The sequence below is a fragment of the Rhodoplanes tepidamans genome (genome assembly GCF_030813915.1).
GTDB lineage: Bacteria > Pseudomonadota > Alphaproteobacteria > Rhizobiales > Xanthobacteraceae > Rhodoplanes > Rhodoplanes tepidamans.
Genome location: NZ_JAUSUJ010000014.1, coordinates 152100 through 178268, shown reverse-complemented (window position 1 = coordinate 178268; position 26169 = coordinate 152100). Strand labels below are relative to the sequence as shown.

At 71.6% G+C, this 26169-nt stretch carries 21 protein-coding genes and 1 pseudogene; 9 read left to right on the top strand and 13 right to left on the bottom strand.

Annotated features, from left to right (window positions below):
* Positions 1-48 precede the first annotated feature (48 nt).
* From J2S22_RS30980 to J2S22_RS17800, 3 genes and pseudogenes are all read right to left on the bottom strand, one after another.
* Positions 49-1062 (bottom strand): annotated as a pseudogene (locus J2S22_RS30980) (DUF8744 domain-containing protein); the annotation flags it as partial.
* Positions 1063-1120: 58 nt separating this feature from the next.
* Positions 1121-1381: a DUF2249 domain-containing protein gene (locus J2S22_RS17805; RefSeq protein WP_272776009.1), complete on the bottom strand. Its 261-nt coding sequence runs from the start codon at positions 1379-1381 to the stop codon at positions 1121-1123.
* A 12-nt stretch (positions 1382-1393) separates the two neighbouring features.
* Entirely contained in the window at positions 1394-1765 is a 372-nt protein-coding gene (locus tag J2S22_RS17800) for a metal-sulfur cluster assembly factor (RefSeq protein ID WP_272776008.1), read from the bottom strand.
* Positions 1766-1941: 176 nt separating this feature from the next.
* On the opposite strand from J2S22_RS17800, the gene J2S22_RS17795 reads away from it, so the two are divergent.
* On the top strand, positions 1942-2196 hold the full coding sequence (locus J2S22_RS17795; RefSeq protein ID WP_272776007.1) for a DUF1858 domain-containing protein: 255 nt from the start codon (positions 1942-1944) through the stop codon (positions 2194-2196).
* A 218-nt stretch (positions 2197-2414) separates the two neighbouring features.
* Here the strand turns inward: J2S22_RS17795 and J2S22_RS17790 are convergent, their stop codons facing one another.
* Together J2S22_RS17790 and J2S22_RS17785 are read right to left on the bottom strand one after the other, a co-directional pair.
* Complete coding sequence (locus J2S22_RS17790) at positions 2415-3113, bottom strand: Crp/Fnr family transcriptional regulator (RefSeq protein WP_272776006.1); 699 nt, start codon at positions 3111-3113, stop codon at positions 2415-2417.
* 101 nt (positions 3114-3214) lie between these two features.
* Positions 3215-4198, bottom strand: coding sequence for a LysR family transcriptional regulator (locus J2S22_RS17785; RefSeq protein ID WP_272776005.1), 984 nt, complete (start codon positions 4196-4198; stop codon positions 3215-3217).
* 86 nt (positions 4199-4284) lie between these two features.
* Here J2S22_RS17785 and J2S22_RS17780 point away from each other — a divergent pair, with 86 nt between their 5' ends.
* From J2S22_RS17780 to J2S22_RS17760, 5 genes are all read left to right on the top strand, one after another.
* Positions 4285-5181: an HTD2 family dehydratase gene (locus tag J2S22_RS17780; protein WP_272776004.1), complete on the top strand. Its 897-nt coding sequence runs from the start codon at positions 4285-4287 to the stop codon at positions 5179-5181.
* The gene (locus tag J2S22_RS17775; RefSeq protein ID WP_272776003.1) at positions 5178-6407 is read left to right on the top strand and encodes a CaiB/BaiF CoA transferase family protein; all 1230 of its coding nucleotides are present in this window, start codon (positions 5178-5180) and stop codon (positions 6405-6407) included. Before J2S22_RS17780 ends, J2S22_RS17775 begins: the two co-directional genes overlap by 4 nt.
* Positions 6404-7390 (top strand): Bug family tripartite tricarboxylate transporter substrate binding protein, encoded by a 987-nt coding sequence (locus tag J2S22_RS17770; protein ID WP_272776002.1) that lies wholly within the window; start codon positions 6404-6406, stop codon positions 7388-7390. Before J2S22_RS17775 ends, J2S22_RS17770 begins: the two co-directional genes overlap by 4 nt.
* Before the next feature lie 38 nt (positions 7391-7428).
* A complete protein-coding gene (locus tag J2S22_RS17765; RefSeq protein ID WP_272776001.1) occupies positions 7429-8298 on the top strand; it encodes an HpcH/HpaI aldolase/citrate lyase family protein in 870 nt (289 codons plus the stop codon).
* Between the two features lie 371 nt (positions 8299-8669).
* Complete coding sequence (locus J2S22_RS17760; protein ID WP_272776000.1) at positions 8670-10205, top strand: bifunctional metallophosphatase/5'-nucleotidase; 1536 nt, start codon at positions 8670-8672, stop codon at positions 10203-10205.
* 93 nt (positions 10206-10298) lie between these two features.
* On the opposite strand, the gene J2S22_RS17755 is transcribed toward J2S22_RS17760, so the two are convergent.
* Complete coding sequence (locus J2S22_RS17755; RefSeq protein WP_272775999.1) at positions 10299-12017, bottom strand: methyl-accepting chemotaxis protein; 1719 nt, start codon at positions 12015-12017, stop codon at positions 10299-10301.
* A 348-nt stretch (positions 12018-12365) separates the two neighbouring features.
* The gene (locus tag J2S22_RS17750; RefSeq protein WP_272775998.1) at positions 12366-13451 is read right to left on the bottom strand and encodes a DUF2336 domain-containing protein; all 1086 of its coding nucleotides are present in this window, start codon (positions 13449-13451) and stop codon (positions 12366-12368) included.
* Between the two features lie 327 nt (positions 13452-13778).
* Here J2S22_RS17750 and J2S22_RS17745 point away from each other — a divergent pair, with 327 nt between their 5' ends.
* Positions 13779-15863: a lytic transglycosylase domain-containing protein gene (locus J2S22_RS17745; protein WP_272775997.1), complete on the top strand. Its 2085-nt coding sequence runs from the start codon at positions 13779-13781 to the stop codon at positions 15861-15863.
* Positions 15864-16112: 249 nt separating this feature from the next.
* Positions 16113-17636: a succinyl-CoA:acetate CoA-transferase ScpC gene (scpC, locus tag J2S22_RS17740; protein ID WP_272775996.1), complete on the top strand. Its 1524-nt coding sequence runs from the start codon at positions 16113-16115 to the stop codon at positions 17634-17636.
* Between the two features lie 221 nt (positions 17637-17857).
* Here the strand turns inward: scpC and J2S22_RS17735 are convergent, their stop codons facing one another.
* From J2S22_RS17735 to J2S22_RS17720, 4 genes are all read right to left on the bottom strand, one after another.
* Complete coding sequence (locus J2S22_RS17735) at positions 17858-18658, bottom strand: amino acid ABC transporter ATP-binding protein (RefSeq protein WP_272775995.1); 801 nt, start codon at positions 18656-18658, stop codon at positions 17858-17860.
* Complete coding sequence (locus tag J2S22_RS17730; RefSeq protein ID WP_272775994.1) at positions 18642-19295, bottom strand: amino acid ABC transporter permease; 654 nt, start codon at positions 19293-19295, stop codon at positions 18642-18644. The genes J2S22_RS17735 and J2S22_RS17730 overlap by 17 nt, the downstream gene beginning before the upstream one ends.
* An 11-nt stretch (positions 19296-19306) precedes the next feature.
* Positions 19307-19969, bottom strand: a complete 663-nt coding sequence (locus tag J2S22_RS17725) for an amino acid ABC transporter permease (RefSeq protein WP_272775993.1) — start codon at positions 19967-19969, stop codon at positions 19307-19309.
* A gap of 67 nt (positions 19970-20036) precedes the next feature.
* Entirely contained in the window at positions 20037-20828 is a 792-nt protein-coding gene (locus tag J2S22_RS17720) for a transporter substrate-binding domain-containing protein (protein WP_272775992.1), read from the bottom strand.
* Positions 20829-21279: 451 nt separating this feature from the next.
* Here J2S22_RS17720 and J2S22_RS17715 point away from each other — a divergent pair, with 451 nt between their 5' ends.
* A complete protein-coding gene (locus J2S22_RS17715) occupies positions 21280-23925 on the top strand; it encodes a bifunctional diguanylate cyclase/phosphodiesterase (protein WP_272775991.1) in 2646 nt (881 codons plus the stop codon).
* Between the two features lie 15 nt (positions 23926-23940).
* Here the strand turns inward: J2S22_RS17715 and J2S22_RS17710 are convergent, their stop codons facing one another.
* Positions 23941-24990 (bottom strand): DMT family transporter, encoded by a 1050-nt coding sequence (locus tag J2S22_RS17710; RefSeq protein WP_272775990.1) that lies wholly within the window; start codon positions 24988-24990, stop codon positions 23941-23943.
* Positions 24991-25047: 57 nt separating this feature from the next.
* Positions 25048-25836 (bottom strand): hypothetical protein, encoded by a 789-nt coding sequence (locus J2S22_RS17705; RefSeq protein WP_272775989.1) that lies wholly within the window; start codon positions 25834-25836, stop codon positions 25048-25050.
* Positions 25837-26169 lie beyond the last annotated feature (333 nt).

The following is a 26169-nucleotide window of genomic DNA, read 5'->3' as shown; positions in this document are numbered from 1 at the left end:
GCCGGGCCCGACCGCCGGGCGCCTGCGCACGATCCCCGAGACGATCAGGCCGACGAAGCCGACGAGCGCGGCGAGAGTCAGCGGTCCGCTCCAGGCGCGCGTGAGGTCGTCGGCGACGACGTCGCCGCCCACCCGCAGGGCCACGGCGAGGTGCAGCACCGCGAGCGGCGCATGGAGCCACGGCCGGTACGCGATCCGCACCCGCGCGACGGCGGGCAGGATGATCAGCGCGTGGCCGAACACCATCGACAGCACGAAGCCGATCAGCACGGCGTGCAGGGCGGCGTCGTAGCCGAACGCCGAGGTCGCCGGCGGCATCACGATCAGCAGGACGCCGGCGACGGCCAGCCACAGATAGCCGGCCGCCATGCAGGCCGCCATGAAGCGGGTCTGGCCGGTCTGGTGGATGGTGTGGCGGACCACGTCGTGACGGACGAGCCAGGCGGCCAGGACCAGGAGCGCGACCCCGTAGACCGAGGCGCCGGCGAGTCCGGTCAGGGTCAGCACCGCGCCGGCGGCGAGCAGGATGACGCCGACGAGGAACAGCGCCTCGCTGCCGCGCCGCTTCGCCATCAGCCGGCCGAGCTCGAGCCGCTCGCCCGCGATGGTGAGGATCAGGAAGCCGAGCCACCAGCCGGCGACCTCCGGCACGCTCGCCCCGTTCATCCACAGCAGCGTGCCGATCAGCCAGGAGAGCGCGCCGGCGAGCAGGGTCGCGTTGAAGAGGGTGCGCTGGCGGGTCGTGATCACCAGCGTCACGGTGCAGAGTGCGGCGGCGGCGAGCGCATAGGCGCCGGCCCCGGCGACCGGCGCGCCGGCGAGCAGCAGCACGCTGCCGAGTGCCGCGAGGGCCGGGGCCGCGAACGCCCAGTCGGTCCCGAACGCCACGGCGCGCTCCAGCCCGATCACGGTGCCGAACAAGCCGCAGATCAGCAGCGCGCCGTGCAACTCGGCGGCGGTCGCGGCGTGCGGCAGGTCGAAGCCGAGCCGGTAGAGCCCGCCCCACAGACCGCACGCCATGGCGGCGACCGCGAAGGCGAGCAGCCCGGCGCGGAGCAGCATGCGGGCGGGCGCGGGTGCGGGTGGCGCCGCCACGCGGGGGGCCGGAGCAGCCGGCCGCTCAGGCGGCGACGCGGCGGATGCGGACGCGCCAGACATCGGGTCCTTCCTCCAGATAGTCCCAGCCGAACGCGTCGGGATGGGCGATGGCGAGATACTCGCGCAGCGGGGCGGGATCGTGCGGCGCCGCGACCACCAGATTGGTGCCGTCCGGCAGGTCCGCGATGGCGCGGAAGATGACGCTGCGGCAGGAGCCGTGCGGCAGCGCGCGCACGTCGATCAGGATGTCGTCGGAGGTGGTGGTGGCCGTGTCGGTGCTCATCGGGTGGTCCTGTCAGGCGGAGCGGGGCGGGCGGCCGAGCAGGGCGAGGCCGCGGTCGGTGATGCGGTCCGGATCCCAGGGCGGATCCCAGACCAGGGCGACGTCGATGCGGGACACGTCGGGGAAGCGCTCGGCGAGCGCGTCGCGGGCGTCCTCGAGGATCATCTCGCCGAGCGGGCAGGCGCGCGCCGTGAGCGTGAGGGCCACGGTCACGGCGTCGGCCGTGCGGCGCGCCTCGTAGACGAGGCCGAGATCGACGACGCTCAGCCCGACCTCGGGGTCGAGCACGTCCTTCAGGCCGTCGATCACGTCGGGATCGAGGGGCGGTGCGACGAGACCGGCGGCGTCGTGCGTTTCGGCGGGCGAGACGGTGGAAGGGGGCATGGCGATCCTCGCGGTGACGCGAGGACCTTGCCGCCGCTGTGCGCGGCGGTCTTTGCCGGCGGACAAACTGCCGTGCGATGGCACCGGCGTGCCGCCGGCTCGTTGTGCCCGCACAAAGAGCGGATCTCCGCACCGCGTTACAAGGACAGGGTCGCAACGGCGCGCGGAGGATTCTCATGACGATCCGGTCGAACCGTCTGGTCGCGGACGTCCTCCACGACGTCCCGGCGACGCTCCGCGTCTTTCTCGACTTTCACATGCGCTGCGTCGGCTGTCCGATCGCCAGCTTCCATACGGTCGTCGACGCGGCCCGCGAGCACAGCGTCGATCTCGACCGCCTCCTGGCCGCGCTGCACGCGGCCGCCGCGGTGCCGACCGTCGGCTTCGCGCCGCCGTCCGCGATCGGCGACCGGCCCGGCGAGCGAGGCTGATCCCGTCGGGACGCGACGTTTCGAATCGTCATGCCCGGCACTCGGGTCCGGCCTTCGGCCGGCCCGAGCACATGCCTCGTGCCGGGCATCCACGTCTCGTGCACTCGGCAGCGTGCGAGGCGTGGATGGCCGGGACGAGACCCGGCCATGACGACGTGGTCGGGCGCGGCCGCGAAGCGATCACGCTTCGTGCCGCGTCCCGATCACGTCTCCGCGTCTCACGTCTCCGCGTCGTCGGCGATCAGCAGGAGCTGGTGCGGCTCGCACACCGTGATCTTCTGGCGGCCGCTCTCGACGAGGCCGCGCTCCTCCCAGGCGCTGATGATGCGGCTCACCGTGTGCAGCGTGGTGCCGGTCATCTCGGCGATGTCCTGGCGCGAGATCGGGAAGTCGATGCGCACGCCGGTCTCGACCTTGCGGCCGGCCTGCTGGGCGAGGCGGAGCAGCGTGTGGGCGACGCGCCGCTCGACCTGCTCGGTCGACATCTCGACGACGCGGGTGTGGAGCTCCTGGATGCGGCCGCCCACCGTGTGCAGGGTGTTGAGCGCGAGCGCCGGATGGGCGGCGACGAGCCGCGACCACGAGCCTGACGGCCACTGCAGCGCGATCGAGTCCACCACCGCGACCGCGGTGCCGGGATAGGTCGTACGGCCGATCGCCGAGGCGACCCCGAACACCTCGCCGGGGGCGACGTAGCGCACGACGACCTGCTGGCCGTCCTGGGTCAGCTTGAAGACGCGCAGCCGGCCGTGCAGCAGCACGAAGAAGGAGTGCGCGTCGGCATCCTGCTGGAACACGGTGCCGCCCTTCGGATAGCGCACCGACTGCGCCTCCTGCAGCAGCGCCTCGCGCTCCTTGGGCGGCATGCCGGCGAACAGCGGCACGCCGGCGACGAGAACCGGATCGATGGCCGCCATCAGGCGATCCTCGACTCGTGTGCGGCGGCGGCGGGGGGCAGCGGTCGCATGGACAGTCTCCGGAGGGACGGCGCGCCGACGGATGCGGCGCCGCCCGTCTCCTAGCACGCCGGCGCGGTCGCGTCCTCGTCCGGCGTGTCCTCGTCGGACGGGCCGGCCGGGCCGGAGGTGCTGCGCTCCGGCTGCGTCCGGCCGAAGGCCTGGAGGATGTCTTCCATCAGATCCTGGGCGGCCGCCGACAGCATCCGGTCGCGCCGCCGCATCAGGCCGATGGTGCGGGTCAGCGCCGGGCGCCGCAGCGGCACCGCGACGACGCCCGAGGCCGCCTGGCCGGCGAGAGCCGACTCGGGCAGCGCCGTCAGGCCGGCACCGGCGGCGACGAGGGCGACCGCGGTGGAGAGATGCCGCACCTCGATCCGCCAGCTCGCCTCCACCCGGGTCTGGGCGAGGCCGGCTTCGATGATGCGGCGGTTCTCGCTCAACGGGCCGATCGACACCAGAGGCTCGCGGTCGAGCTCGTCCCAGGACACCGAGGCGCGTCCGGCGAGCCGGTGGCCACGCGGGCAGACCAGGAAGAACGGCTCCTCGGCGAGCGGCGTGCATTCGACGTCCCAGGGCTCCGAGCCGATCGCGGCGAGGGCGAAGTCGAGCCGGTTCTGCTCCAGCATGGCGCGGATCTCGGTCGCCGAGAGATCGAACACCGTGATCTCGCCGCCCTGCCAGCGCTGCCGGTGGCGGGCGAGCGCGCCGGCGAGATAGCGCACCGCCAGCGTCGGCAGGCAGCCGACCTCGATGTCGTGGCCGCGGCCGGTGTCGCCGGCCCGCCGCATGGCGTCGCGCAGCCTCCCGAGCGCCGCCTGGGCCTCCGGCAGCAGGGCCGCGCCGGCCGGCGTCAGCCGCACCGGCTGGGCCCGGCGGACCAGGAGCTTGCGGCCGACGATCTGCTCCAGCCGCTGCAACCGGCGGGTGAGGGCCGGCTGGCTGATGCCGAGCCGGGCCGCGGCCCGGTGGAAGGAGCCGAGATCGGCGACCGCGATGAAGGCGTCGAGGCCGGGAAGGTCGAGATACATGGCCACATGATGCATGGCATGCATCGAATTGTCATCTCGTTGCATTGGACGGCGCCCGCTCGCGTGTCGCAGTCTTCTTCAAAAGCCGAAGGAACCCCCGAATGACCGTGTCAGACGCCGGACTGGCGGACGCCGAGGCCCTGCAGGCCTGGGTCGGCCGCGCCGAGGTGGCCGAGGACGAGGCCGCCGCCGTGCTGGTCCGCCGCGTCGCCGCGCTGCTCGACCGCGATCCGGCCCCCTATGTGGACGGCACCGCGGTGCCGGAGGGCTGGCACGTCGCCTTCTTCACGCCGCTCGCCCCACAGTCGCAGATCGGCCCGGACGGCCATCCCCACCGCGGCGACTTCCTGCCGCCCGTGTCGCTGCCGCGCCGCATGTTCGCCGGCCGCCGGCTGCGCTTCCTGGCCCCGATCCGCATCGGGGCGGCGCTGCGCCGGACCTCCACCATCGCGGCGATCACGCCGAAGCGCGGCCGCTCGGGCGAGATGGTGTTCGTGCGGGTCGAGCACGCGATCGCGGCGGACGGGACGCTCGCCGTGATCGAGGAGCAGGACATCGTCTATCGCGAGGAGGCGGGCGTGGCGGCGAAGCCCGGAAACGGTGCGGCCGCGCCGGCCGAGGAGCTGCCGGAGCCGACCGACCGGGAAAGCTTCGTGCCCGATCCGGTGATGCTGTTCCGCTACTCGGCGATCACCTTCAACGCCCATCGCATCCATTACGACGCGCCCTATGCCCAGGGCGAGGAGGGCTATCCGAACCTGGTCGTCAACGGCGGTCTGACCGCGCTGAAGCTGGGCGAGCTCGCCAAGCGCAACCTGCCGGGCGGCCGGCTCGGGCGGATCAGCCTGCGCAACGAGCGGCCGTTCTTCCTCGGCCGGAAGGCCGAGCTGCGCAGCCGCTGGGAGCCGGACGGGCGCCTGTCGCTGTGGTCGGTCGACGAGCGCGGCCGCGTGCTGACCCGGGGCGAGGCGTTCTCCGAGCCCGGGAGCCCGGAATGAGCACGGCCACGGTCACCGGCATGCGCGGCCCGCTCGCCGGCATCCGGGTGCTCGACACCACCGGCGTCGTCGTCGGTCCCGTCGCCACCCTGATCCTCGCCGAGCAGGGCGCCGACGTGATCAAGATCGAGCCGCCCGAGGGCGACCTGATGCGGCGCCTCGGCGGACGCCCGCGAAAACCCGGCATGTCGCCGAAGTTCCTGCACTTCAACCGCAACAAGCGGTCGATCGCGCTCGACCTGAAGTCGGCCGAAGGCCGCGAGGTGATGCAGCGTCTCGTCGCCACCGCCGACGTGTTCGTCTCCAACATGCGGCCGCGCGCCCTGCAGTCGCTCGGGCTCACCTTCGCGGCGATGGCGGCCGTCAATCCGCGCATCGTCCACTGCACCATCTCGGGCTTCGCCCTCGGCGGGCCCTATGCCGGCGCGCCGGCCTACGACACCATCATCCAGGGCCTGTCGGGCGTCGCCGCCTGCCATGCCGAGGTGCTGGGCGAGCCGCGGTTCGCGCCCTTCGTGCTCACAGACCATCTGGTCGGCATCGTCGCCGCGCAGGCGATCTGCGCCGCGCTGCTCGGGCGCGAGCGGACCGGCGTCGGCGAGGCGATCGAGGTGCCGATGTTCGAGAACGCCGCCGCCTTCGTGCTGTCCGAGCATCTCGACCAGCGCACCTTCGAGCCCGACGGCCACATGGGCGACCCCCGCATCATGACGCCGGACGCGCGGCCCTTGCAGACCAGCGACGGCTACATCTGCGTCTCCGCCAACACCGACGTGCAGGCTCGCGCCTTCTTCGACGCCATCGGCCGGCCCGAGCTGAAGAACGACCCGCGCTTCACCAGCGTCACGGCGCGCCTCGCCCATGTGCGCGACTATTTCGCCGTGCGGGCCGAGGCCATGCTGACCCGCACCACGGCCGAATGGGTCGAGATCCTGCGCCGCCACGACGTGCCGGCGATGCCCTATCACACGCTGCAGACCCTGCTGGACGACCCGCAGCTGCGCGGCTCCGGCGTGCTGACCGAAGAAATCCAGAAAAACGACGACGACCAGGAGGAAACCATGCTCGGACTGAGGCATCCCAACCGATACTCCAACACAGGCGTGCCGGAGTCGCGGCTCGCCCCGCGCTTCGGCGAGCACGGCGACGCGATCCTGGCCGAGCTCGGCTTCGGCCCGGAGGACAGGAGGCGGCTCTCCGGCCGTGCCGCGGACGCCGCGGAATGAGGCGCCGCGATCTCCTGGCCGGGGCTGCCGCGATGCTCGCGGCCGGCCCGGCCCTCCCCGCGCGCGCCACGCCCGAGGCCGAGCCGTGGCCGTCGCAGACCATCCGCCTGATCGTGCCGTTCCCGCCGGGCGCGGCCAACGACACGCTCGGCCGTGCCATCGCCGACCAGCTCGCGCCGCGGCTCGGCAAGCCCGTGGTGGTCGACAACCGCTCGGGCGCCGGCGGCTCGCTCGGCTCGACCGCCGTCGCCCGCGCCGCCCCGGACGGCCACACGCTGCTGCTCGGGCACATCGGCACCCTCGCCGTCAACCCGGCGATCTATCCCAAGCTCGCCTACGACCCGGTGAAGGACTTCGCGCCCGTCGCCATGATCGCCAGCGTCACCAACGTGATGGTGGTGCATCCCTCGCAGCCCTTCCGCGACCTGACCTCGCTCGTTGCCTTCGCCAGGGCGCATCCGAACAAGCTGCGCTACTGCTCGGCCGGCAACGGCAGCGCCGGCCATATCGTGATGCTGGCCTTCCTGCAGGCGACCGGGGTGCAGATGGAGCACGTGCCCTATCGCGGGCTGGCACAGGGGCTGACGGATCTGGTCGCCGGCGTGGTCGAGCTCACCATCGGCGGGGCCCCGACCGTGATGCCGCTGGTCAACCAGGGCCTGCTGCGCGCCATCGGCGTATCGAGCCCGAAGCGCATGGCGAGCCTGCCGGACCTGGCGACCGCCGCAGAGACGGTGGCGCCCGGCTTCGACGTGCGGCCGTGGTACGGCATCGCGGCGCCGGCCGGCACGCCGCCCGAGATCGTCAAGCGGCTCAACGTCGAGATCAACGCCATCCTGGATTCGCCGGCGGTCAAGAAGCGCCTGGAGCAGGAGGGCGCCGAGGCGACGCCGATGACGCCGGAGGCGTTCGGCGATCTGATCAAGTCCGAGGTGGTCCGCTGGGGCGACCTGATCCGCACCGCCGGCGTGACGGTGCAATGAGAGCGGGCGGCGCCGCGGCGCCGCCCTACGGAGGCCCGATGTCGAAGTCCGAACGCGCCGCGCCGTGGCGCTCGCTGATGTACGTCCCCGCCAATGTGCGGCGCTTCGTCGACAAGGCGCCGCAGGCGGGCGCCGATGCGGTCATCCTCGATCTCGAGGATTCGGTGCCTCCCGCCGCCAAGGAGACGGCGCGCGAGACGCTGGCCGAGTCGGTCGGCATCGTGCGGCAGGGGCCGTCGCAGGTCCTGGTGCGCGTCAACCGGCCGCTCTCGCAGGCGGTGCGCGACGTCGAGGCGGCGGTCGCGGCCGGCGCCGACGGCATCGTGCTGACCAAGGCGATGGGGCCCGAGCACGTCGTGCTGGTCGCCGAGATGCTCGACCTCCTCGCGCCGCTGCCGGCGGGCGGGCGCGGCGTCGTCCTGGTGCCGATCATCGAGACCGCCGCGGCGGTCGCGCAGATCGGGGCGATCGCGGCGGCCTCGCCGCGCGTCGCCGGCCTGCTGTGCGGAGCCGAGGATCTGGCCGCCGAGCTCGGCTGCGCCCCCGACGACGAGACCGTCGCGACGATCAAGCGGCAGATGGTCGTCGGCTGTGCCGCCGCCGGTGTCGCACCGCTCGGGCTGCTGGGCACCGTCGCCGACTTCCGCGACCCCGAGGCGGTGCGCGCCGTGGCGCTCGCCTCGCGGCGCGCCGGCTTCACCGGGGCGACCTGCGTGCACCCGGCGATCGTGCCGGTGCTCAACGCCGCCTTCGCGCCGACCGCGGCCGAGGTCGACCTCGCCCGCCGCCAGATCGAGGCGGCGGAGATGGCGGCGCGCGAGGGGAGGGGGTCCTTCGCGGTCGACGGCCGCATGGTCGACGAGCCGATTCTCCGGCGCGCCCGGCGGGTCCTCGCGCAGGTGCGGTAGAGCGTTTTCCACTGACGTCGATCCACGCTCCGCTCATTCCCGCGCAGGCGGGACTCCAGAGCCACACGTCGTGTGGCCCCTGGGTCCCCGCCTGCGCGGGGACGAGCGGACCTCGGGGGCCGAGTCATCGAACCCGAAACCGCTCGAGACTCACGGTCTCGCGCAGGTGCGCCGAGGTCCCCGGTCGGGTGGCTTGCACGGCCGGCGAAACGCGGTAGAGCATCTCTCGCCGAGTTCACCCCACGCTCCGCGCGTTCCCGCCCGAGCGGGACTCCAGGGCCGCACCTCGCATCTCACGTCGCGTGGCCCCTGGGTCCCCGCCTTCGCGGGGACGAGCGGACGCCGGGTCTGCTGCGCCACGGGGACCGTCCATGTCTTGCTTCGCCCGCCTCACGACGCGCGCCGTCCTGCTCGCCGCGCTGGCCGTTCTGATCGCGCTGCCCGCGCACGCCGCCAAGATCACCTTCGTGCTGGTCAACGACATCTACGAGATGGCCGACCAGGAGACGCAGGACGGCAGGATGCGCGGCGGCTTCGCCCGCCTCGCCGCGGTGGTGAAGGCCGAGCGCGCCAGGGCGGCGGCCGGCGGCGGCACCGTGATCTTCGCCCATGCCGGCGACACGCTGTCCCCGTCGCTGATGTCGGGGCTCGACCAGGGCGCCCACATCGTCGCGCTCACCAACATGGTGGCGCCCGACATCTTCGTGCCGGGCAACCACGAGTTCGACTTCGGCAAGGCCGTGTTCCTGAAGCGCATGGGCGAGGCGCGCTTTCCGCTGTTCGCCGCCAATCTCCGCGCGCCCGGCAATGCGGTCCTTCCCGGCTTCCAGGACCGTCGCGTCGTCACGGTCGACGGCGTGAAGATCGGCCTCCTCGGTCTCGCCTACGACGACACGGCGCGCGCCTCCAACCCCGAGGACCTGGTGTTCCGCGACTCCGTCGAGGTGCTGAAGGAGCAGGCGGCGGCGCTGCGCCGGGAGGGCGCCGACTTCGTCGTCGCCGTCGTCCATGCCGACCGCGACCAGCAGCGCGCCATGGTCGCGACCGGCGTGGTCGACGTCGTGCTCGGCGGGCACAACCACGATCTCTTCATCAACTACGACCAGAGCGCCGCGCTCGTCGAATCGAGCTACGAGGCGCTGTACGTCACGGCCGTGGACGTCGACGTGACGGTGACGACGACCCCGGAGGGGCGCCGCGCCATGGCATGGTGGCCGCAGTTCCGCATCGTCGACACGGCGACCGTGACGCCCGACCCGGAGGTGCTGGCCGCCGTGAAGGGCTACCAGGCCGAGCTCGCCAGCGAGATGAACGTGCCCATCGCCACCACGGCGGTCGAGTGGGACAGCCGCAGCGCGACGGTCAGGACCCGCGAGGCGGCGATCGGCAACGTCTTCGCCGACGCGGTGCGGGCCAATCTCAAGACCGAGGCGGCGATCCTCAACGGCGGCGGCATCCGGTCCGGCCGGGTCTATCCGCCCGGCAGTCCGGTGACGCGCCGCGACGTGCTGGCGGAGCTGCCCTTCTCCAACCGGGTGGTGCCGGTCGAGATCGGCGGCGCCGAGCTGCGCGCCGCCATCGAGCACGGCCTCGCCAAGCTTCCCGACCCGTCGGGCCGCTTCCCGCAGGTGTCCGGGCTGACCGTCGAGGCCGATCCGTCGAAGCCGCCGGGCAGCCGCGTGCTGTCGATCCAGGTCGACGGCAGGCCGCTCGATCCGCGCCGCACCTACACGGTCGCGGTCAACGACTTCATGGCGCGCGGCGGCGACGGCTACGACATGGTGCGCGACGCCAAGCACCTGCTGCCCACCGACGACTCGCCGCTGCTCGCCAACGAGGTGATGGTCCATCTCCGCCGCCTCGGCACGATGCGGACCGGCGTCGAGGGGCGCATCAGGCTGAAGTGATCGGGTCGGGCCGGAGGCGACGATGGTCACGATCCCGGCCATGACGAGTCACCGAGACAGTGCCTCGAGGCAAACCGTCTCGAACACGTTCACTCACGCCGCGTCGGGCTGGGCGGACTTCACGAGCGTCGCGATGCGTCGATGCAGGGCGTCGATCTCGCGGGTCATGCCGGAGACCGCCTCGCGCACCTCGACCGAGCTGCGGCCGACCTCGGCGGCGTCGTTCGACACCGAGGCGATGCGGGTGGCGACCTCACGGGCGGCCTGGTTGGTCTGCTGGATGCTGCGGGCGATCTCGCGGGTGGCGGCGCCCTGCTCCTCGGCGGCGGCCGCGACCGCCCCGGTGATCCCGTCGATGCCGCGGATGCGCTCGCCGATCTCCTCGACGGCTCGCACCGCCGCCTCCGTCGCGGCGCGGATGTCGTGGACGTGGCGGTTGATGTCGTCGGTCGAGCGGGCCGTCTGGCCGGCCAGCGCCTTCACCTCGGCGGCGACCACGGCGAAGCCCTTGCCGGCCTCGCCGGCCCGCGCCGCCTCGATGGTCGCGTTGAGGGCGAGCAGGTTGGTCTGCTCGGCGACGTCGCTGATCACGTTGGTGACCTCGGAGATGCGCGCCACCGCCTGCGACAGCGACCGGATCTTCGCCTGCGCGTCGGCGCCCGCCGACACCGCCTCGCGGGTCGCCACGCCGGTGCGGGCGATCTGGTCGGTGATCTCCTGCACCGAGGAGGACAGCTCCTCGGCGGCGGCCGCCACCGCCTCCGCGGTCGCCTTGGCCTGGTCCGCGAAGGTCGACACGCCGCGCGACGCCTCGCCGGCCGCGACGGCGCGGCTCGCCATGCCCTCGGCCGTGCCACCGACGCCGCGCGACACCTGGCCGATGCCGCTGATCGCGTCGAGCGACTGGCGCTCGACATTGCGGGCCATCTCCAGCACGGCGGCGCGCCGCATGCGGTCGGCCGCCTCGCTCGCCGCCTGCTGGTCCTGCTTCAGCCGCTCGTTCTCGACCGCATTGTCCTTGAACACCTGCACGGCGCTCGCCATGGTGCCGATCTCGTCGCCGCGGCCGACGCCCGGCACGGCCGTCGTCAGCACGCCCCGGGCGAGCGAGGTCATGGCCGCCGTCATGTCGAGGATCGGCTTGACGATGCCGAAGCGCGCCGCCAGGAAGCCGAGGACGAGCGCGAGGCCGATGCCGGCGACGGCGATCGCCAGGATGGTGCGGGTGCCGGCCTCGTAGGTCGCCTGCGCCTCGTCGGAGAGGCGGCGCTTGAGCTGCTGCAGCTCGTCGAAATAGACGCGGGTGCGGTTGCGGGCCTGGGCCTGGGCGGTGCGGCTCGTCGCGGCGCGTGACAGGAGCTCGGCGCGCTGGGCCGGCGTCGGCGTCTCGCCGAGGCCGCCCGCGAAGTCGACCAGGCTGTCGGAGGCGCGGCGGAGCGTCGCGATCAGCGGCGCCTGCTCGGCCAGATAGCGCCGGTCGTCGTCGGTCGACTTCAGCCGGTCGAGCAGCGCGACGCGCTCGTCGACCAGCTTCCATTCCGCCCGCAGCTGATCGGCCGCGTCCCTGATCACGGCGGAGCGCGGATCGGCGACCAGCATCGCCTCGGCGCGGCCGATGGCGGTGAAGTTGGTGTTGAGCCGCGAGCCCAGCACGGCCTTGTCGCCGGCCACCTCGGTCGCGCGGGCGGCGTGGCGCAGCGCCGACATCGCGTCGACGGCGACTCCTACGATGGCGACCGCGGCGAGCGCGAGCAGCCCGATCAGACAAAGGATTTTCGTCAGAATGCGAATGCGCGACAAAAGCGACGACACGGCACGTCTCCTTCAGGTATTCCCAGCGCGAAGAAGACTCGCACGCAATCGATGATTTGTTGTTAACATGTTGGAAATTATAACTAATAAGCTGGAGCCGCAAGGTAATCGGCAGGCGCGGACTTTTTCGCGGTATCGATTCAAAGGTCCCGGCACCGGAGGCTCGGATGGAGACGTGGCCGATCGGGGTGTTCCATCTCGCGATCGACGGCGCGATCCTGGCGGCCGCCGTCTGGCATCTCGTCTGGGGGCGGCGGCGGGACGCGGACCGGCTCGCCCGGCTGCGGCAGGCCCGTGCGGCGGCCGCCGCGACGGCGGGCGCCGGCGGGCGGCCGGTCCCGCCGGAGGTCAGGCGTGGTCGTTGCGGCTCCGCTGGAAGTCGAGGATCTGCTGGGCCGTCGTCCGCTTGATGCGCTCGAAGCTCGACCGTACGAGATCGAGGCCCTGGTCGTGCACGACGACGTCGCCGTGCCGCATCTGCAGGATGATGCGGGTCGTCGCCCAGCCGAGCCCCAGTGCCCTGGCGAGGAACAGCAGCGACTCGGCGCGCTGCTGCAGCAGGATGCGCTCGACGGTCGGAACCGGCAGCTCGGCGAGGCGCGCCAGCGCCGCGGTGGTGTGCTCGAACTTGCCGGAGGCGGCGAAGTCGCGGACCGCCGCCTCGTCGAGCCCGCCGCTCTGCTCGAGCGCCGCCACGTCGGCGGTCGCCGTGGCGTAGTCGGTGGATTCGGCCGCCGTGCGGGCCGCGATCGCGTCGGTGACGCGGGCCACGATGTCGCGGATGTCGCCGGGCTGATCCACCCGGCTGGTCTGGAGCTGGGCCCGCACCGCGTCGGAGGCCTTGGCCAGAAGCCGGACGAAATGGTGCCGCGGCAGGTCCTGCCGCCGGCCGACCCGGGTGGCCAGCACGTCGTCGTCACCGGCGCGCTGCACCAACGCATCGAATCCCTCTTCGGAGAAGTGGGAGCCGGCATTGTCGGCGACGCTGCGCACCACGATGTCGCTGCCGCGCGTCACCAGCACGTCGGTGACGGGGGCGCTCACCTCCGGCCGCTTGGTGATGGCGAGCAGATGCACCTGGCTGCCGTTGCGGGCGCAGGCGACGAGATCGGCCTCGTCGAGGCTGTCGGTGTGGATCAGCATCGGGGCGGCGACGGCGGGGGCCGCATCGAGCGCGAGCTGACGGGCGACGTTCGGGGGCGGCACCTTGGCGCCGGCGAGGCGGTGGGCGAGTTCGCGCCGCGCCGTCTCCTCGATGTCGACCAGCAGGCGCCCCAGCACGTCGTCGAACAGCGCGACCTGTTCCCCGGAATAATTCACGGCGCCGTCGAGATAGAGGTCGGTGACCCGCTGGAGGAGGCGGGTGCGGTCGGCGGCCGAGCCGCCCGCCAGCGTCTCGTCGAGCTCGTCGATCAGCAGGGAGGGCTCGGACATCGCTGCAGCCTCGCGGGAGGAGCCGCGGCCTGGACGGGCGCGGCACGGTCGGGAGTGTCCCGGCGCGCCGGAACCGCCCGGACGGCTGGGGGGAATCTGGACGGTAACGGACGCGATTTGAGCTTCGGTTAACGCGCGTGTGGAGGCCGAGGCGCCCGGGTCGCGGCGGCCGCTGCGGCCGGGCGCCGGCCTTGCCACGGTCACCGTGCTGCTGCCGTTTTGCCTGATTTGACAGAGGTTTGCACTTCATCAACGGTTTCGCCGGGAGACTGCCGCGGCCCGCCCGGCACGGCGGGTCGGTTTTGCCGGACATCATCGGAGGATCGGATGCCTCAGAGCGCGCGCGGCCGGGCCGCGATCTCCGTGCTGGGCTGTCTGGCCTGGCTCGCCGCCGGGCTGGCGGCCGGCGCGGCCTCGCGGACCGCCGCGGATCCGATCGGGCATCTGCTGCGGACCGCGGCGGACGAGCCGAGCGACCGGGCGGCGCCCGCCGCCGTCCCGGTCGCGCTCGCCGGACCGGAGCTCGCGACGCTACGCGAGACGATCGCGCTCGCGGTGCGGGGCGACGTCGCGGCGGCCACGGCCCGTCGCGCCGGCCTGCGCGACCCGGTCGCCCGCTCGCTCGCCGAATGGACCATCCTGCGGGCCGACGACCCGGCGGCCGGCTTCGCCCGCCACTGGGCGTTCGCGCGCGCCCATCCGGTCTGGCCGGAGATCGACCGGGTGCATCGGCGCGCCGAGCTGCGACTGTGGACCGAGACCGCCTCGCCCGACACGGTGCTGCGCTACTTCGCCGGGCGCGAGCCGCTCGGCGCCGCCGGCCGGCTGGCGCTCGGCCGTGCGCTGCTCGCCCGCGGCGACCGCGCGGGAGCGGCGCGACACATTCGCGCGGCGTGGCGTGCCGACGCGCTCTCGGCCGCGCTGGAACAGCGCCTCCTGGAGACCGCCGGCGCGCTGATCGGCCGGGCCGACCACCTCGCCCGCTTCCGGGCGCGGCTCTTCGCCGACGATCTCGACGGCGCCATGCGGGCGGCCCGGCGCCTCGGGGCCGGGCATGCCGCGATCGTCACGGCCCACAAGGCGGCCCGCCGCCCCGGTGCGGTGGCCCGCAAGGCGATCGAGGCGGTGCCGGCGGCCCTGCACCGCGAGCCCGCCTACCAGTTCACCCGCGCCCAGTGGCTCCGCCGCGCCGGCCACCCGGCCGATGCCGCCGCCGCGATGCTGGCCGTCGCCCACGACCCGGTCGTGGTCGATCCAGACGCGTGGTGGAAGGAGGCGCGCATCCTGGTCCGCGAGCTGCTCGACGGCCGCCGCTACCGCCTCGCCCGGCGGGTGGCGGCGCAGGCGCCGCGTCCGGTCCGGGAGGGGCTGCGGGTCGATCAGCCGTTCACGGCGGGCTGGATCGCGCTGCGCTATCTCGGCGACGCGCGAACGGCGGAGCGGCACTTCGCGGCCATCCGCACCCTGACGACGCATCCGACCTCGCTGGCGCGCGCCGGCTACTGGCTCGGCCGCGCCGCCGAGGCGAGCGGCCGCCGGGCCGAGGCGCGCCGGCACTACGAGGCGGCGGCGCAGCACTCCGCCGCCTATTACGGCCAGCTCGCGCGCGCCCGGATCGGGCTGCGCAGCATCGCGGTGCGCCGGCCGCCGCCGGTCACGGGGGCGCAGCGCGCGGCGCTGAAGCGCAGCGCGCTGGTGCGGGCCGTCGATCTGCTCTACGCGACCGGCCATCGCGATCTGGTCGTGCCCTTCGTGGCCGATCTCGACCGCGTCGACGACGTCGGCGTGCTCACCCTCGTGGCCGAGGCCACGGCCGCCCGCGGCGACGCCCGCGCCATGACGGCGCTCGGCCGCGGGGCGCTGGCCCGTGGGCTGCCGTTCGATCACGTCGCCTTTCCGGACGTCGGGCTGCCCGCCGCGCCGCCGCTCGGGCCGCGGCCCGATCCGAGCCTCGTCTACGCCATCGCCCGTGCCGAGAGCGCGTTCGATGCGCGGGTGATCTCGTCGGCCAAGGCGGTCGGGCTGATGCAGGTGACGGCGCCGACCGGCCGGGTCGTCGCCCGGCGGCTCGGCGTCGCCTTCGACGCCGCGCGGCTCCATCGCGATCCCGCCTACAACGTCCAGCTCGGCGCCGCCGAGATCACCGATCTGGTCACGACCTACGACGGCAATCACGTGCTCGCCTTCGTCGGCTACAACGCCGGCCGCGGCCGGGTGCGCCAGTGGACGGCGCGCTACGGCGATCCGCGCGATCCCGCCGTCGACCCGGTCGACTGGGTCGAGCGCATCCCGTTCACCGAGACGCGCATCTACGTGCAGCGGGTGATGGAGAACCTGCAGATCTACCGTTCGCGCTTTCGCGCACCCGGGCGCCTGACCATCGATGCGGACATGCGCGGGCGCCAGGGGTGATGGGCGTCGGGCTGACGGACGTCACGCGCAACGGCGTCGCGTGAGGCGAGATGCTCAACAAAACGTCAATTGCACGCCGACGCGCGCAACGCGACGTGATCACTACCCGTGATCGCGCGCGATGAGCGCATGGTAGATATTCGGAGGGCACCGGTAAGTTGTTCGTCGGATAGTTCGACGCAGTGCGCGCGTATAAGTCCACGGCGGCTCAATGAAGAACCGTGGACCCCCAGCACCGAACGGAACGTCATGTCGAACGCCGCCCGCATCCTCAACCCCGCCCTTCGCTCCAAGATCATGTCGGCCGACGAGGCCGCCGCCCTCATCCCGCCGGGCGCCAATGTGGGAATGAGCGGCTTCACCGGGGCCGGCTATCCGAAGGCCGTGCCGCTGGCGCTGGCGAACCGCATCGACGCCGCGCACGCCCGCGGCGAGCCGTTCCGGGTCGGCGTGTGGACCGGCGCCTCGACGGCGCCGGAGCTCGACGGCGCGCTCGCTCGGGTCAACGGCTTCGCGATGCGGCTGCCCTATCAGTCCGATCCGATCTGCCGCAAGCAGATCAACTCCGGAGAGATGGAGTACACCGACATCCATCTCTCGCACGTCGCCCAGTACGCCTGGTTCGGCTTCCTCGGCAAGCTCGACGTGGCCGTGGTGGAGGTCGCCGCGGTGCTGGAGGACGGCCGGCTGGTTCCGGCGAACTCGATCGGCAACAACAAGACCTGGCTCGACCAGGCCGACAAGATCGTCCTCGAGGTGAACTCGTGGGTGAACCTCGCCCTCGACGGCATGCACGACATCTACTACGGCACCCGCCGCCCGCCGGATCGTCGTCCGGTTCCGATCAACAACCCGGGCGATCGCATCGGCGACCGCTACTACAATGTCGACCTGAGCAAGGTCGTCGCCGTGGTCGAGACCGACAGCCACGACCGCAACACGCCGTTCTCGCCGCCCGACGCCAACTCGAAGCGGATCGCCGGCCACATCCTCGAGTTCCTCGACCACGAGGTGAAGCGGGGCCGCCTGCCGCGCAGCATGCTGCCGCTGCAGTCGGGCGTCGGCAACGTCGCCAACGCGGTGCTGGGCGGCCTGATCGAGGGGCCGTTCGAGGATCTGACGGCCTACACCGAGGTGCTGCAGGACGGCATGCTCGACCTGATCAAGGCCGGCAAGATGCGGTTCGCCTCGGCGACAGCGGTGTCGCTCAGCCCCGAGACCGCGCTCGCCTTCAACCGCGACGCCGCCGAGCTGAAGAAGAACGTGATACTGCGCCCGCAGGAGATCAGCAACCATCCCGAGGTCATCCGCCGGCTCGGCATCATCGCCATGAACGGCCTGATCGAGGCGGACATCTACGGCAACGTGAACTCGACCCACATCGCCGGCACCGCGATCATGAACGGCATCGGCGGCTCGGGCGACTTCGCCCGCAACGCCTTCCTGTCGATCTTCATGACCCCGTCGACCGCCAAGAACGGTTCGATCTCCTGCATCGTCCCGATGGTCACCCACGTCGACCACACCGAGCACGACGTCCACGTGATCGTCACCGAGCAGGGGCTCGCCGACCTGCGCGGCCTGTCGCCGAAGCAGCGCGCTAGGGTGATCATCGAGAACTGCGCCCATCCGGACTACAAGCCGGCGCTGCGCGAGTACTTCTCCCGCGCGCTCGAGCAGTCGCCCGGCCGTCACACCCCGCATCTGCTCGACCAGGCGTTCCGCTTCCTGCCCGAGTGGAAGGCGCAGCAGGCGCAGAGCGCCGCGGAGTAGGGCGCGTCGCGAGTCGGCCGAATGTCAGGACTCCCGAGGGGCGGTGCACCGGTGCGCCGCCCCTCGTGCTGAACATCCCTCCGCGCTCACCCTGAGGAGGCTGCGAAGCAGCCGTCTCGAAGGGCGAGGGCGGCCTCGGTGTCGGGGCCACAAGGTTCGAGACGCGGCCTGCGGCCGCTCCTCACCACGAGGGGTCAGTCAGTGCAGTCGCGCCGCTGCCGTCACTCGTGCAGCGACGACAGGAACTGCTTCAGCTCCGGCGTCCGCGGGGCGCCGAAGATCGAGTCGGGCGGGCCGGATTCGTGCACCCGGCCCTGATGCATGAAGATCACCCGGTCGGCGACCTTGCGGGCGAAGCCCATCTCGTGGGTGACCATCAGCAGCGTCATGCCGTCCTCGGCGAGCGACTCCACCACCCGGAGGACCTCGCCGACCAGCTCGGGATCGAGCGCGCTGGTGATCTCGTCGCACAGCAGCACGGCCGGGTCCATGGCGAGGGCGCGGGCGATGGCGACGCGCTGCTGCTGGCCGCCGGACAGCTGGTCCGGCATCGCGTCGAACTTCTCCGCCAGGCCGACGCGGTCGAGCAGCTGGCGGGCGCGGGCCTCGTTCTCGTCCGGCCTGCGCTTCTTGACGAGGCGCGGTGCCAGCATCACGTTCCGGCCCACCGACAGGTGCGGGAACAGGTTGAAGCTCTGGAAGATCATGCCGACGCGCTGGCGCAGCTCGCGCATCGCCTGGGCGCTCTCGTGCAGCAGCGGCTTGCCGTCGACGGTGAGCGAGCCCTCCTGGAACGCCTCGAGCCCGTTGATGCAGCGGAGCAGCGTGCTCTTGCCGGAGCCGCTCTTGCCGATCACGGCCACCACCTCGCCGCGCATCACGTCGAGGTCGATGCCCTTGAGCACCTCGTTGTCGCCGAACGACTTGCGCAGCGCCGTGATGCGCACGATCGGGGCGCCGACCTCGGTGTGCGGCGGCACGAGCACGGGGTTCGTCGCGGAGGGATCAGCGCCGGCCGACATGGAGCTTCCTTTCGAGGGAGCCGGCATAGAGACTGATCGGGAAGCACAGCGCGAAATAGATCAGCGCGACGCAGCCGTAGACCAGCAGCGGCTCGTAGGTGACGTTGGCGATCATGCCGCCCGCCTTGGTGAGCTCGACGAAGCCGATCACCGAGGCGAGCGCGGTTCCCTTGACGACCTGTACCAGGAATCCGACCGTCGGCGGCACCGCGATCCGCAGCGCCTGCGGCAGCACGACGTGCGCGAGCTGCTGGCCGAAGCCGAGCGCCAGGCTCGCCGACGCCTCCCACTGGCCGCGCGGCACAGCCGCGACGCAGCCGCGCCAGATCTCGGTCAGATAGGCCGAGGCGTAGAGGATCAGCGCCACGCAGGCCGCCATCCAGGGCGAGGTCTCGACCCCGAACAGCGCGATGCCGAAATAGAGGAGGAAGAGCTGCATCAGCAGTGGCGTGCCCTGGAACAGCTGCACATAGGCGCCGATCGCCGCGTCGGCGACGCGGTTTCCGGTCAGGCGCAGCACCAGCAGGACGAGGCCGACGGCGCCGCCGCCCGCGAAGGCGATCAGCGAGAGCACCACGGTCCAGCGCGCCGCGAGCAGCAGGTTGCGCAGGATGTCCCAGAGCGTGAACTCGACCACCGTGCCCCTCCTCAGCTGCCGAAGACGAAGCGCTGGCCGGCCCAGTGCAGCACCCGGCGGACCAGGATGGCGAGCCCGAGATAGACGAGGGTCGCCAGGATGTAGGCCTCGAAGGCACGGAAGTTGCGGCTCTGGATCAGGTTGGCGGCGTGGCTCAGCTCCTCCATCGAAATCTGGCCACAGACCGCCGAGCCGAGCATCACGATGATGATCTGGCTGGTCAGGGCCGGCCACACCCGCTTCAGGGCCGGCGGCAGGACGATGTGGACGAAGACCTGGAGCCGCGTCAGCGCCAGGCTCTCCGCCGCCTCGATCTGGCCGCGCGGGGTCGCCTGGATGCCGGCCCGGACGATCTCGGTGGCGTAGGCGCCGAGATTGATGGTCATGGCGAGAATCGAGGCGGTGAGCGGGGTCAGCCTGATGCCCGCCGCCGGCAGCCCGAAGAAGACGAAGAAGAGCTGCACGATGAACGGCGTGTTGCGGATCAGCTCGACATAGGCCGCGGCCGGGACGCGCAGCGCCCACGGGCCGCTGACGCGGGCCCAGGCGCAGGCGACCCCGACCGACGACCCGAGCAGGGTGGCGACGGCGGTGAGGCCGAGGGTCCAGGCCGCGCCTTCGAGCAGCAGCGGCCATTGGGCCAGGACGGGCCAGAAGTCGAGCGCGACGCGCATGGGCGGTTCCGGGTGCTCGGGGCGGCGGCGCGGGCCGGGCGCGGCGCCCGGCCCGCCGATCCGTGGCTCACAGCGGCAGGTCGCCGGCGCCGCGCTTCAGCCATTTCTGCGACAGCTTCTCCAGCGTGCCGTCCGCCTTGGCGGCCAGGATGATGGCGTTAACCTTGCCGCGCAGCGCGTCCTCGCCCTTGGCGATGCCGACGAAGCACGGGCTGTCGCGCAGCAGCAGCTTGTACTCGACGCCGAGGCCCGGGTTCTTCTGGCTCAGCACCCCGATGTTGGATACGCTGGTGGCGATCACCTGGGTCTGGCCGGACGCGAAGGCGGCCGTGGTCGCGGCCTGGTCCTCGAAGCGTTTCACGATGGTCGTGGGCGGCGCCACCTGGGCCAGCATCTCGTCCTCCATGGCGCCGCGGGCGACCGCCACGGTCTTGCCGGCAAGATCGGCGAAGGTCTTGATCTCGGTCGTCTTGAGGGCGAAGACGCCCTGGTAGAACGGCGCATAGGCGTGGCTGAAGTCGATGATCTTCGCCCGCTCCTCGTTGCGGCCGAGGGTCGACACGATCAGGTCGACCTTCCGGGTCTGCAGATACGGAATGCGGTTGGCGCTGACCACGGGCACGAGCTCGACCTTCACGCCCAGCCGGGTGCCGATCAGGCCGGCGACGTCGATGTCGAGGCCCATGGGCTTCAGGTCCGGCCCGACGAAGCCGTAGGGCGGGTAATCGGTAGGAACGCCGATCCTGACGGTCTTGGCCTTCAGGACGTCGTCGAGCGCGGTCTGCGCATGGGCGCCGCCGAACGGAATCGCCAGGGCGGCAAGGCCGAGGGCGACGATGACGCTACGCTTCGAAAGCATCGGTCGGAAGTCCTTGATCTCGGGAGAACGCGGAATGGACACGAGGGCGCCTCCAAAGAAAGCAATCCTCGGGCCAAGGCCGGGCCGCCTGGCGCTCGCCCGGAGGGTCGCGCGAGGATCGGCCGGGACCGGCTCCGGCGCGGCTGCCGCGACGCCGGTCCGCGGCCGGCGGCCGGCGGCTCGGCCCTGTCTCGGACAGCGAAATGAAGCGGACGCCGGCCGGCGGCGCGCAGGCGGCCCGCGGGCCGCACGCGGCGCGCGACGAGGATTTCGGGGTTGCCGGAATTCCGCTTTCAATCAACACGATAACTTTAGTTTGCCGGGCCGTACCAAAGTACCTGGTTTAAGTCCAAATTATCTAAGACTCGAACCGGCCACGCACCGTTAAGCCGGAAGCAACAGCGGTAGAAAAAGATGAGGGCGCACCGTTAAGAGACGCAAAACCAATCCGATGACGCTGCCGATCCTCCAATTGCCGAAGCTGATCGCCGAGCGGCGGAGCTCGGCCATTTTCGGTCTCGTCATCATCGCGATGCTGTGGACGGGCATCGCCTGGAAATACTACGAGGGCGTCCGGGCGGACGAGCGCGAGGCGGAACGAACCAACCAGAACTTCGCGATGGTGTTCGAGGAGAACGTGCTGCGCTCGATCGGCGAGATCGACAAGGCGCTCCTCTACATGCGGAGCAGCATCGAGACCCGCAAGGACTCGACCGACTACCACACCATCGTCGCGACCACCGACGTGCTGAGCGAGATCATCGTCCAGGTGGCGATCATCGACGCCAACGGGATCATGCGGGCCTCCAATGCCGGGCCGCAGCCGGCGCCGCCGACCGATCTCTCCGACCGCGAGCACTACCGCGTCCACATCGACAACCCGGACGACGCGCTGTTCATCTCCAAGCCGCTGGTCGGACGGATCAGCGGCAAGTGGTCGGTCCAGTTCACCCGCCGCTTCGTCAACACCGACGGCAGCTTCGCCGGCGTGGTCGTCGCCTCGCTCGATCCCGACCATCTCACCCAGTTCTACGACAAGATCGACCTCGGCCGCTCTGCCTCGATCTCGCTGATCGGCAGCGACGGCATGGTGCGCTCGAGCGGCGGCTCGTCCGGTGCCTTCGCGCTCGGCACCGATCTGCGCGGCGGTCCGATCCACAAGGCCATCGTGGCCGGCGTCAACGCCACCCTGGATGTCGAGAACCCGGACACGGGCGAGACGCGGCTCGTCACCATCCGCAAGGTGAGGGGGCATCCGCTGTGGGTGAGCGTCGGCGTCGACAAGGCCGAGATCTACCAGAACGCGATGTCGACGCTGCAGCTCCACGTCGTCGTCGGCCTCCTCCTCACCATCCTGATCCTCGCCGCCGTCAACCGCATCCTGCGGTCCGAGGCGCGGGCCGTGCAGAAGAGCGAGCAGCTCCGGCTGACCCTCGAGCACATGAGCCAGGGAATCATGCTGGTGACGCGGGATCACGAGATACCGGTGATCAACCGGCGCTGCGCCGAGCTCCTCGACCTGCCGCCCGAACTCGCCGAGCACCCGCCACGCCTCGACGAGCTCGCCGAGCGGACGACCCGCCACGGCAAGCTGCGCGACATCGTGGTGCCGCCGCGGGCGGCCGTCGATCACTCCTCGTCGGGGGGCACGCGTCGCGTCACCGTGAGCGAGCGCATCCTGCCCGACGGCACCGTGCTCGAGGTGCGCACCGCCTATCTGCCGGACGGCAGCTTCATTCACACCCTCACCGACATCACCCAGCGCTGGCAGGCCGAGGCGCGGGTCGCCCGTCTCGCCGCCGAGGATCCGCTCACCGGGCTGCCGAATCGCCGCGTGTTCCATTCGGCGCTCGACCAGGTCGGGCGCGGCGTGTCCGCCGAGGGCGCGCCGGTGCCGGATTTCGCCGTGCTGTTCCTCGACCTCGACCGCTTCAAGGTGATCAACGACACGCTCGGCCACCGCATCGGCGACCGGCTGCTGCAGGAATCGGCCCGCCGCCTGCGCGGCGCGGTCCGCGACACCGACGTGCTCGCCCGGCTCGGTGGCGACGAGTTCGCCGTCGTCGTCTCGCCGGTCGAGTCGCGCGACGCGCTCGAGGCGATGGCCGACCGCCTGGTCGAGACCATCGCGCAGCCCTGCGACATCGACGGGCACCACATCTGCCCGAGCGTCAGCATCGGCATCGCGGTGGGACCGCAGGACGGCCGCGACGCCGACGATCTCCTGATGGCCGCCGACCTCGCCCTCTACGCCGTCAAGGCGGAGTGCCGCGGCACCCACAAGTTCTTCCATGCCTCCATGAACAAGGAGGTCAACGACCGCCGGCACGTCGAGATGGATCTGCGCGAGGCGATCGCCCGCGACCGCCTCGAGCTCCACTATCAGCCGATCGTCGATCTGCGCAGCGGTGCCGTGACGGGCTTCGAGGCGCTGACCCGCTGGCGCCATCCCGACAACGGCATGGTGCCGCCCAACGTGTTCATCCCGGTCGCCGAGGATTCGGGCCTGATTCTGCCGCTCGGCGAGTGGGCGTTGGCCGAGGCGTGCCGGCAGGCGGTGCGCTGGCCGCAGGAGCTGAAGGTCGCCGTCAACCTGTCGCCGGTGCAGCTCTCCGCTCCGAACCTCGTCGACATGATCGAGCGGACCTTGGCCGCGACCGGCCTTCCGGCCGGACGGCTCGAGCTGGAGATCACCGAGCGGGTGTTCCTCGACGACAGCGAGAAGACGCTGCGCATCCTGCGGCGTCTCAAGCAGGCCGGCATCCGCATCGCCATGGACGACTTCGGCACCGGCTACTCGTCGCTGAGCTATCTGCGCAGCTTCCCGTTCGACAAGATCAAGATCGACCGCACCTTCGTGATGGATCTCGACGACGAATCGGATCACGTCGCCATCGTCCAGGCGGTGGTGCACATGGCCCGCGCGCTCGGCATGACGACCACGGCCGAGGGCGTCGAGACGCCGCGCCAGCAGGAGGTGCTCGCCCGGCTCGGCTGCGACGAGGCGCAGGGCTACCTGTTCAGCCGCGCCCTTCCGATCGACGAGGTCGCCACCCTGATCGCCAACTGGCCGAAGCAGCGCATCGTCGCGGCCTGACCTGACGCTGTCGGGTCAGCGCCCGGCCGACACCACCGGCACGCTGGTCGCGCCGCGGACGAGGCCGTGCGGCGGCGCCGACGCTGCGGCCACTGCCGCGGCCACTGCAGCGGATACGGCCGTCTTGGCGGCGCGCTTCGCACGCGCCTCGTGCCAGAGCAGGAACAGGCCGGAGGCGACGACGATGGCGGAGCCGGCGAGCAGGGCGAGGGTCGGCTGGTCGCCCCACACCAGGAAGCCGAGCAGCATCGCCCAGACGAGGCTCATGTAGTAGAAGGGCGAGACCGCCGTGGTCGGGCCGAGAGACAGCGCCCTCGTCCAGCAATACTGCTGGATCGTGTTCGCGATCCCCATGCCGACCAGGAGAACCGCGTCAACGGCGGTCGGCATGCGGAAGCCGAACAGCAGCAGGCCGGCGTGGCAGACCGACATGGTCAGGAGCTGCCACATCAGGAGCGTGTTCGATGACTCGGTCTTGGTCATGCCGCGCACCGCCACCGTGACGCTGCCGTACATGATGGCGTTGCCGAGCGCGAACAGGGCGCCGAGCTGCAGCGAATCCGCGCCCGGCTCGGTGACGACGAGGACGCCCGCGAAGCCGACCAGCAACGCCGTCCAGCGCGCCCCGCCGGCTCGTTCGCGCAGCCACAGCACCGAGATGAGGGCCGCCCACAGCGGCGCCGAGAAGCCGATCGCGATGGCACCGGCGATCGGCATCATCGACACCGCGAGCACCGTCAGGGTCTGCGAGATCGCCTGCGACGTTCCGCGGGCGATGTGCTGACCCGGAATGTTGGTCCGGAACACCGCGAGTCCGGTCACCGGCAGGACGAACACCGAGCAGACGAGCAGCGACGAGAGCGAGCGGAATGCCATCACCTCGCCGACCGGATAGATCGCCACCAGCCACTTGGCGAGCGCGCTCGACAGCGCGAACATCACGGTCGAGCAGACCATGAACAGGATGCCGAGCGGCACGTTGTCGACGCGCGGCGGCGCCGGCGCGGGCGGCGCCGCCGTCGGCGCGGCCGTCCGCGCGGGTGTGGCGGGTGCGGAGCCGGTCATCGCGTGGTCTCTCTGTCGCTCTCTGTGTCGTGGCCGTGGCGCGCGGCCGCGTAGCCGTCAGTCCGGCATCGCCTCGGGGGTGCGGCAGCGGCAGGCGTCGGGCTCGCACAGCTCCTGGTCGGCGGGCAGGAACCACGGCTTCACGGCGACGCCGCGCCGCAGCGAATACATGTAGAAGATGGGCATCCGGGCCGGGAACAGGCAGCGCAGCCTGCTGCCGTTGAAGGTGGCGAAGATCGCGCCCGGGAAGGCGATCTCGACCGCCCGCCGCTCCACCATGTTCATCGTGTAGTAGGCGCGCGCGCCATCCTCGGCCGTGCCGGCGCCACGGTACCACTTTCCGGCGCTCGCGGCGAGGCTCTCCAGGACGTCCTCGGGCATCGGCGCGTCGTCGGCCGCCACGGCGGTCTCGCCGGCGGCGGCGACCAGGCCGGACAGGCGGCAGGTGGCGAAGCCGCGGCGCGCCGCCTCGGCCGCGATCGCGGCGAAGTAGGCGTCGATGCTCTCTTCCGGGTGGCCGTTGTGGCGGGCGTGGGTGTCGGTGAGAATCAGCGTCACGGCGGCGCCGGCCGTGTGGACCTCGCGGATCCGGGCCATCATGCCGCCGACGAAATCGAGGCACTCGAGGTCTTCCGGTCCGATGCTGCAGCGCGGGCCCTTGCCCCAGTACATGACGAAGCGCAGCGGCTCGCCGCGCGCCACCGCCGTCGTCACCACCTGCATCAGCAGGTGCGGGTTCTCCGGCTGCTCGCGCTTGAACGACCAGGTGTTGAACGCCCGCAGCACCTTGTCGGCGGACGTCTCGGCTGACGGGCGCGCGGCGGTGCCGTGCCGCTTGTGTCGCACCGGCTCGGAAGCGGCCCGGCTCGGTGGCGTCCGCTCGAACGCGGTCGAGAGGCCCCCGGTCCGAGCGCGTTCAGGGGTGCCGGCCACCGACGTCTCGGTGGCAGACACGAGAGTGCTGCGCGACATGTCCCTCTCCATTTTTCAGTTGTTGTTAATATTCGTTAAGGAATGAATACCGTCAATTTGAATTAAACTTTAGCGAAAATTCGCCAGCATTAACCTTAACATGCCTAGAAAGGGCCGCGTTCCGCGGTGTTACAGTAGCGCCAAGTGGGAATTGGGGCATTTCGGCGGCGTGGCGGCCGGGCTACTCCAGTCGCCGCGACGGGCTCC

What these genes read in the sequence shown, in the direction of transcription:
- J2S22_RS17805 (WP_272776009.1), bottom strand. Translation starts at nt 1,381, where the DNA reads ATGAGCACCGACACGGCCACCACCACCTCCGACGACATCCTGATCGAC.
- J2S22_RS17800 (WP_272776008.1), bottom strand. Translation starts at nt 1,765, where the DNA reads ATGCCCCCTTCCACCGTCTCGCCCGCCGAAACGCACGACGCCGCCGGT.
- J2S22_RS17795 (WP_272776007.1), top strand. Translation starts at nt 1,942, where the DNA reads ATGACGATCCGGTCGAACCGTCTGGTCGCGGACGTCCTCCACGACGTC.
- J2S22_RS17790 (WP_272776006.1), bottom strand. Translation starts at nt 3,113, where the DNA reads ATGGCGGCCATCGATCCGGTTCTCGTCGCCGGCGTGCCGCTGTTCGCC.
- J2S22_RS17785 (WP_272776005.1), bottom strand. Translation starts at nt 4,198, where the DNA reads ATGCATCATGTGGCCATGTATCTCGACCTTCCCGGCCTCGACGCCTTC.
- J2S22_RS17780 (WP_272776004.1), top strand. Translation starts at nt 4,285, where the DNA reads ATGACCGTGTCAGACGCCGGACTGGCGGACGCCGAGGCCCTGCAGGCC.
- J2S22_RS17775 (WP_272776003.1), top strand. Translation starts at nt 5,178, where the DNA reads ATGAGCACGGCCACGGTCACCGGCATGCGCGGCCCGCTCGCCGGCATC.
- J2S22_RS17770 (WP_272776002.1), top strand. Translation starts at nt 6,404, where the DNA reads ATGAGGCGCCGCGATCTCCTGGCCGGGGCTGCCGCGATGCTCGCGGCC.
- J2S22_RS17765 (WP_272776001.1), top strand. Translation starts at nt 7,429, where the DNA reads ATGTCGAAGTCCGAACGCGCCGCGCCGTGGCGCTCGCTGATGTACGTC.
- J2S22_RS17760 (WP_272776000.1), top strand. Translation starts at nt 8,670, where the DNA reads ATGTCTTGCTTCGCCCGCCTCACGACGCGCGCCGTCCTGCTCGCCGCG.
- J2S22_RS17750 (WP_272775998.1), bottom strand. Translation starts at nt 13,451, where the DNA reads ATGTCCGAGCCCTCCCTGCTGATCGACGAGCTCGACGAGACGCTGGCG.
- J2S22_RS17745 (WP_272775997.1), top strand. Translation starts at nt 13,779, where the DNA reads ATGCCTCAGAGCGCGCGCGGCCGGGCCGCGATCTCCGTGCTGGGCTGT.
- scpC (WP_272775996.1), top strand. Translation starts at nt 16,113, where the DNA reads ATGTCGAACGCCGCCCGCATCCTCAACCCCGCCCTTCGCTCCAAGATC.
- J2S22_RS17735 (WP_272775995.1), bottom strand. Translation starts at nt 18,658, where the DNA reads ATGTCGGCCGGCGCTGATCCCTCCGCGACGAACCCCGTGCTCGTGCCG.
- J2S22_RS17725 (WP_272775993.1), bottom strand. Translation starts at nt 19,969, where the DNA reads ATGCGCGTCGCGCTCGACTTCTGGCCCGTCCTGGCCCAATGGCCGCTG.
- J2S22_RS17720 (WP_272775992.1), bottom strand. Translation starts at nt 20,828, where the DNA reads ATGCTTTCGAAGCGTAGCGTCATCGTCGCCCTCGGCCTTGCCGCCCTG.
- J2S22_RS17715 (WP_272775991.1), top strand. Translation starts at nt 21,280, where the DNA reads ATGACGCTGCCGATCCTCCAATTGCCGAAGCTGATCGCCGAGCGGCGG.
- J2S22_RS17710 (WP_272775990.1), bottom strand. Translation starts at nt 24,990, where the DNA reads ATGACCGGCTCCGCACCCGCCACACCCGCGCGGACGGCCGCGCCGACG.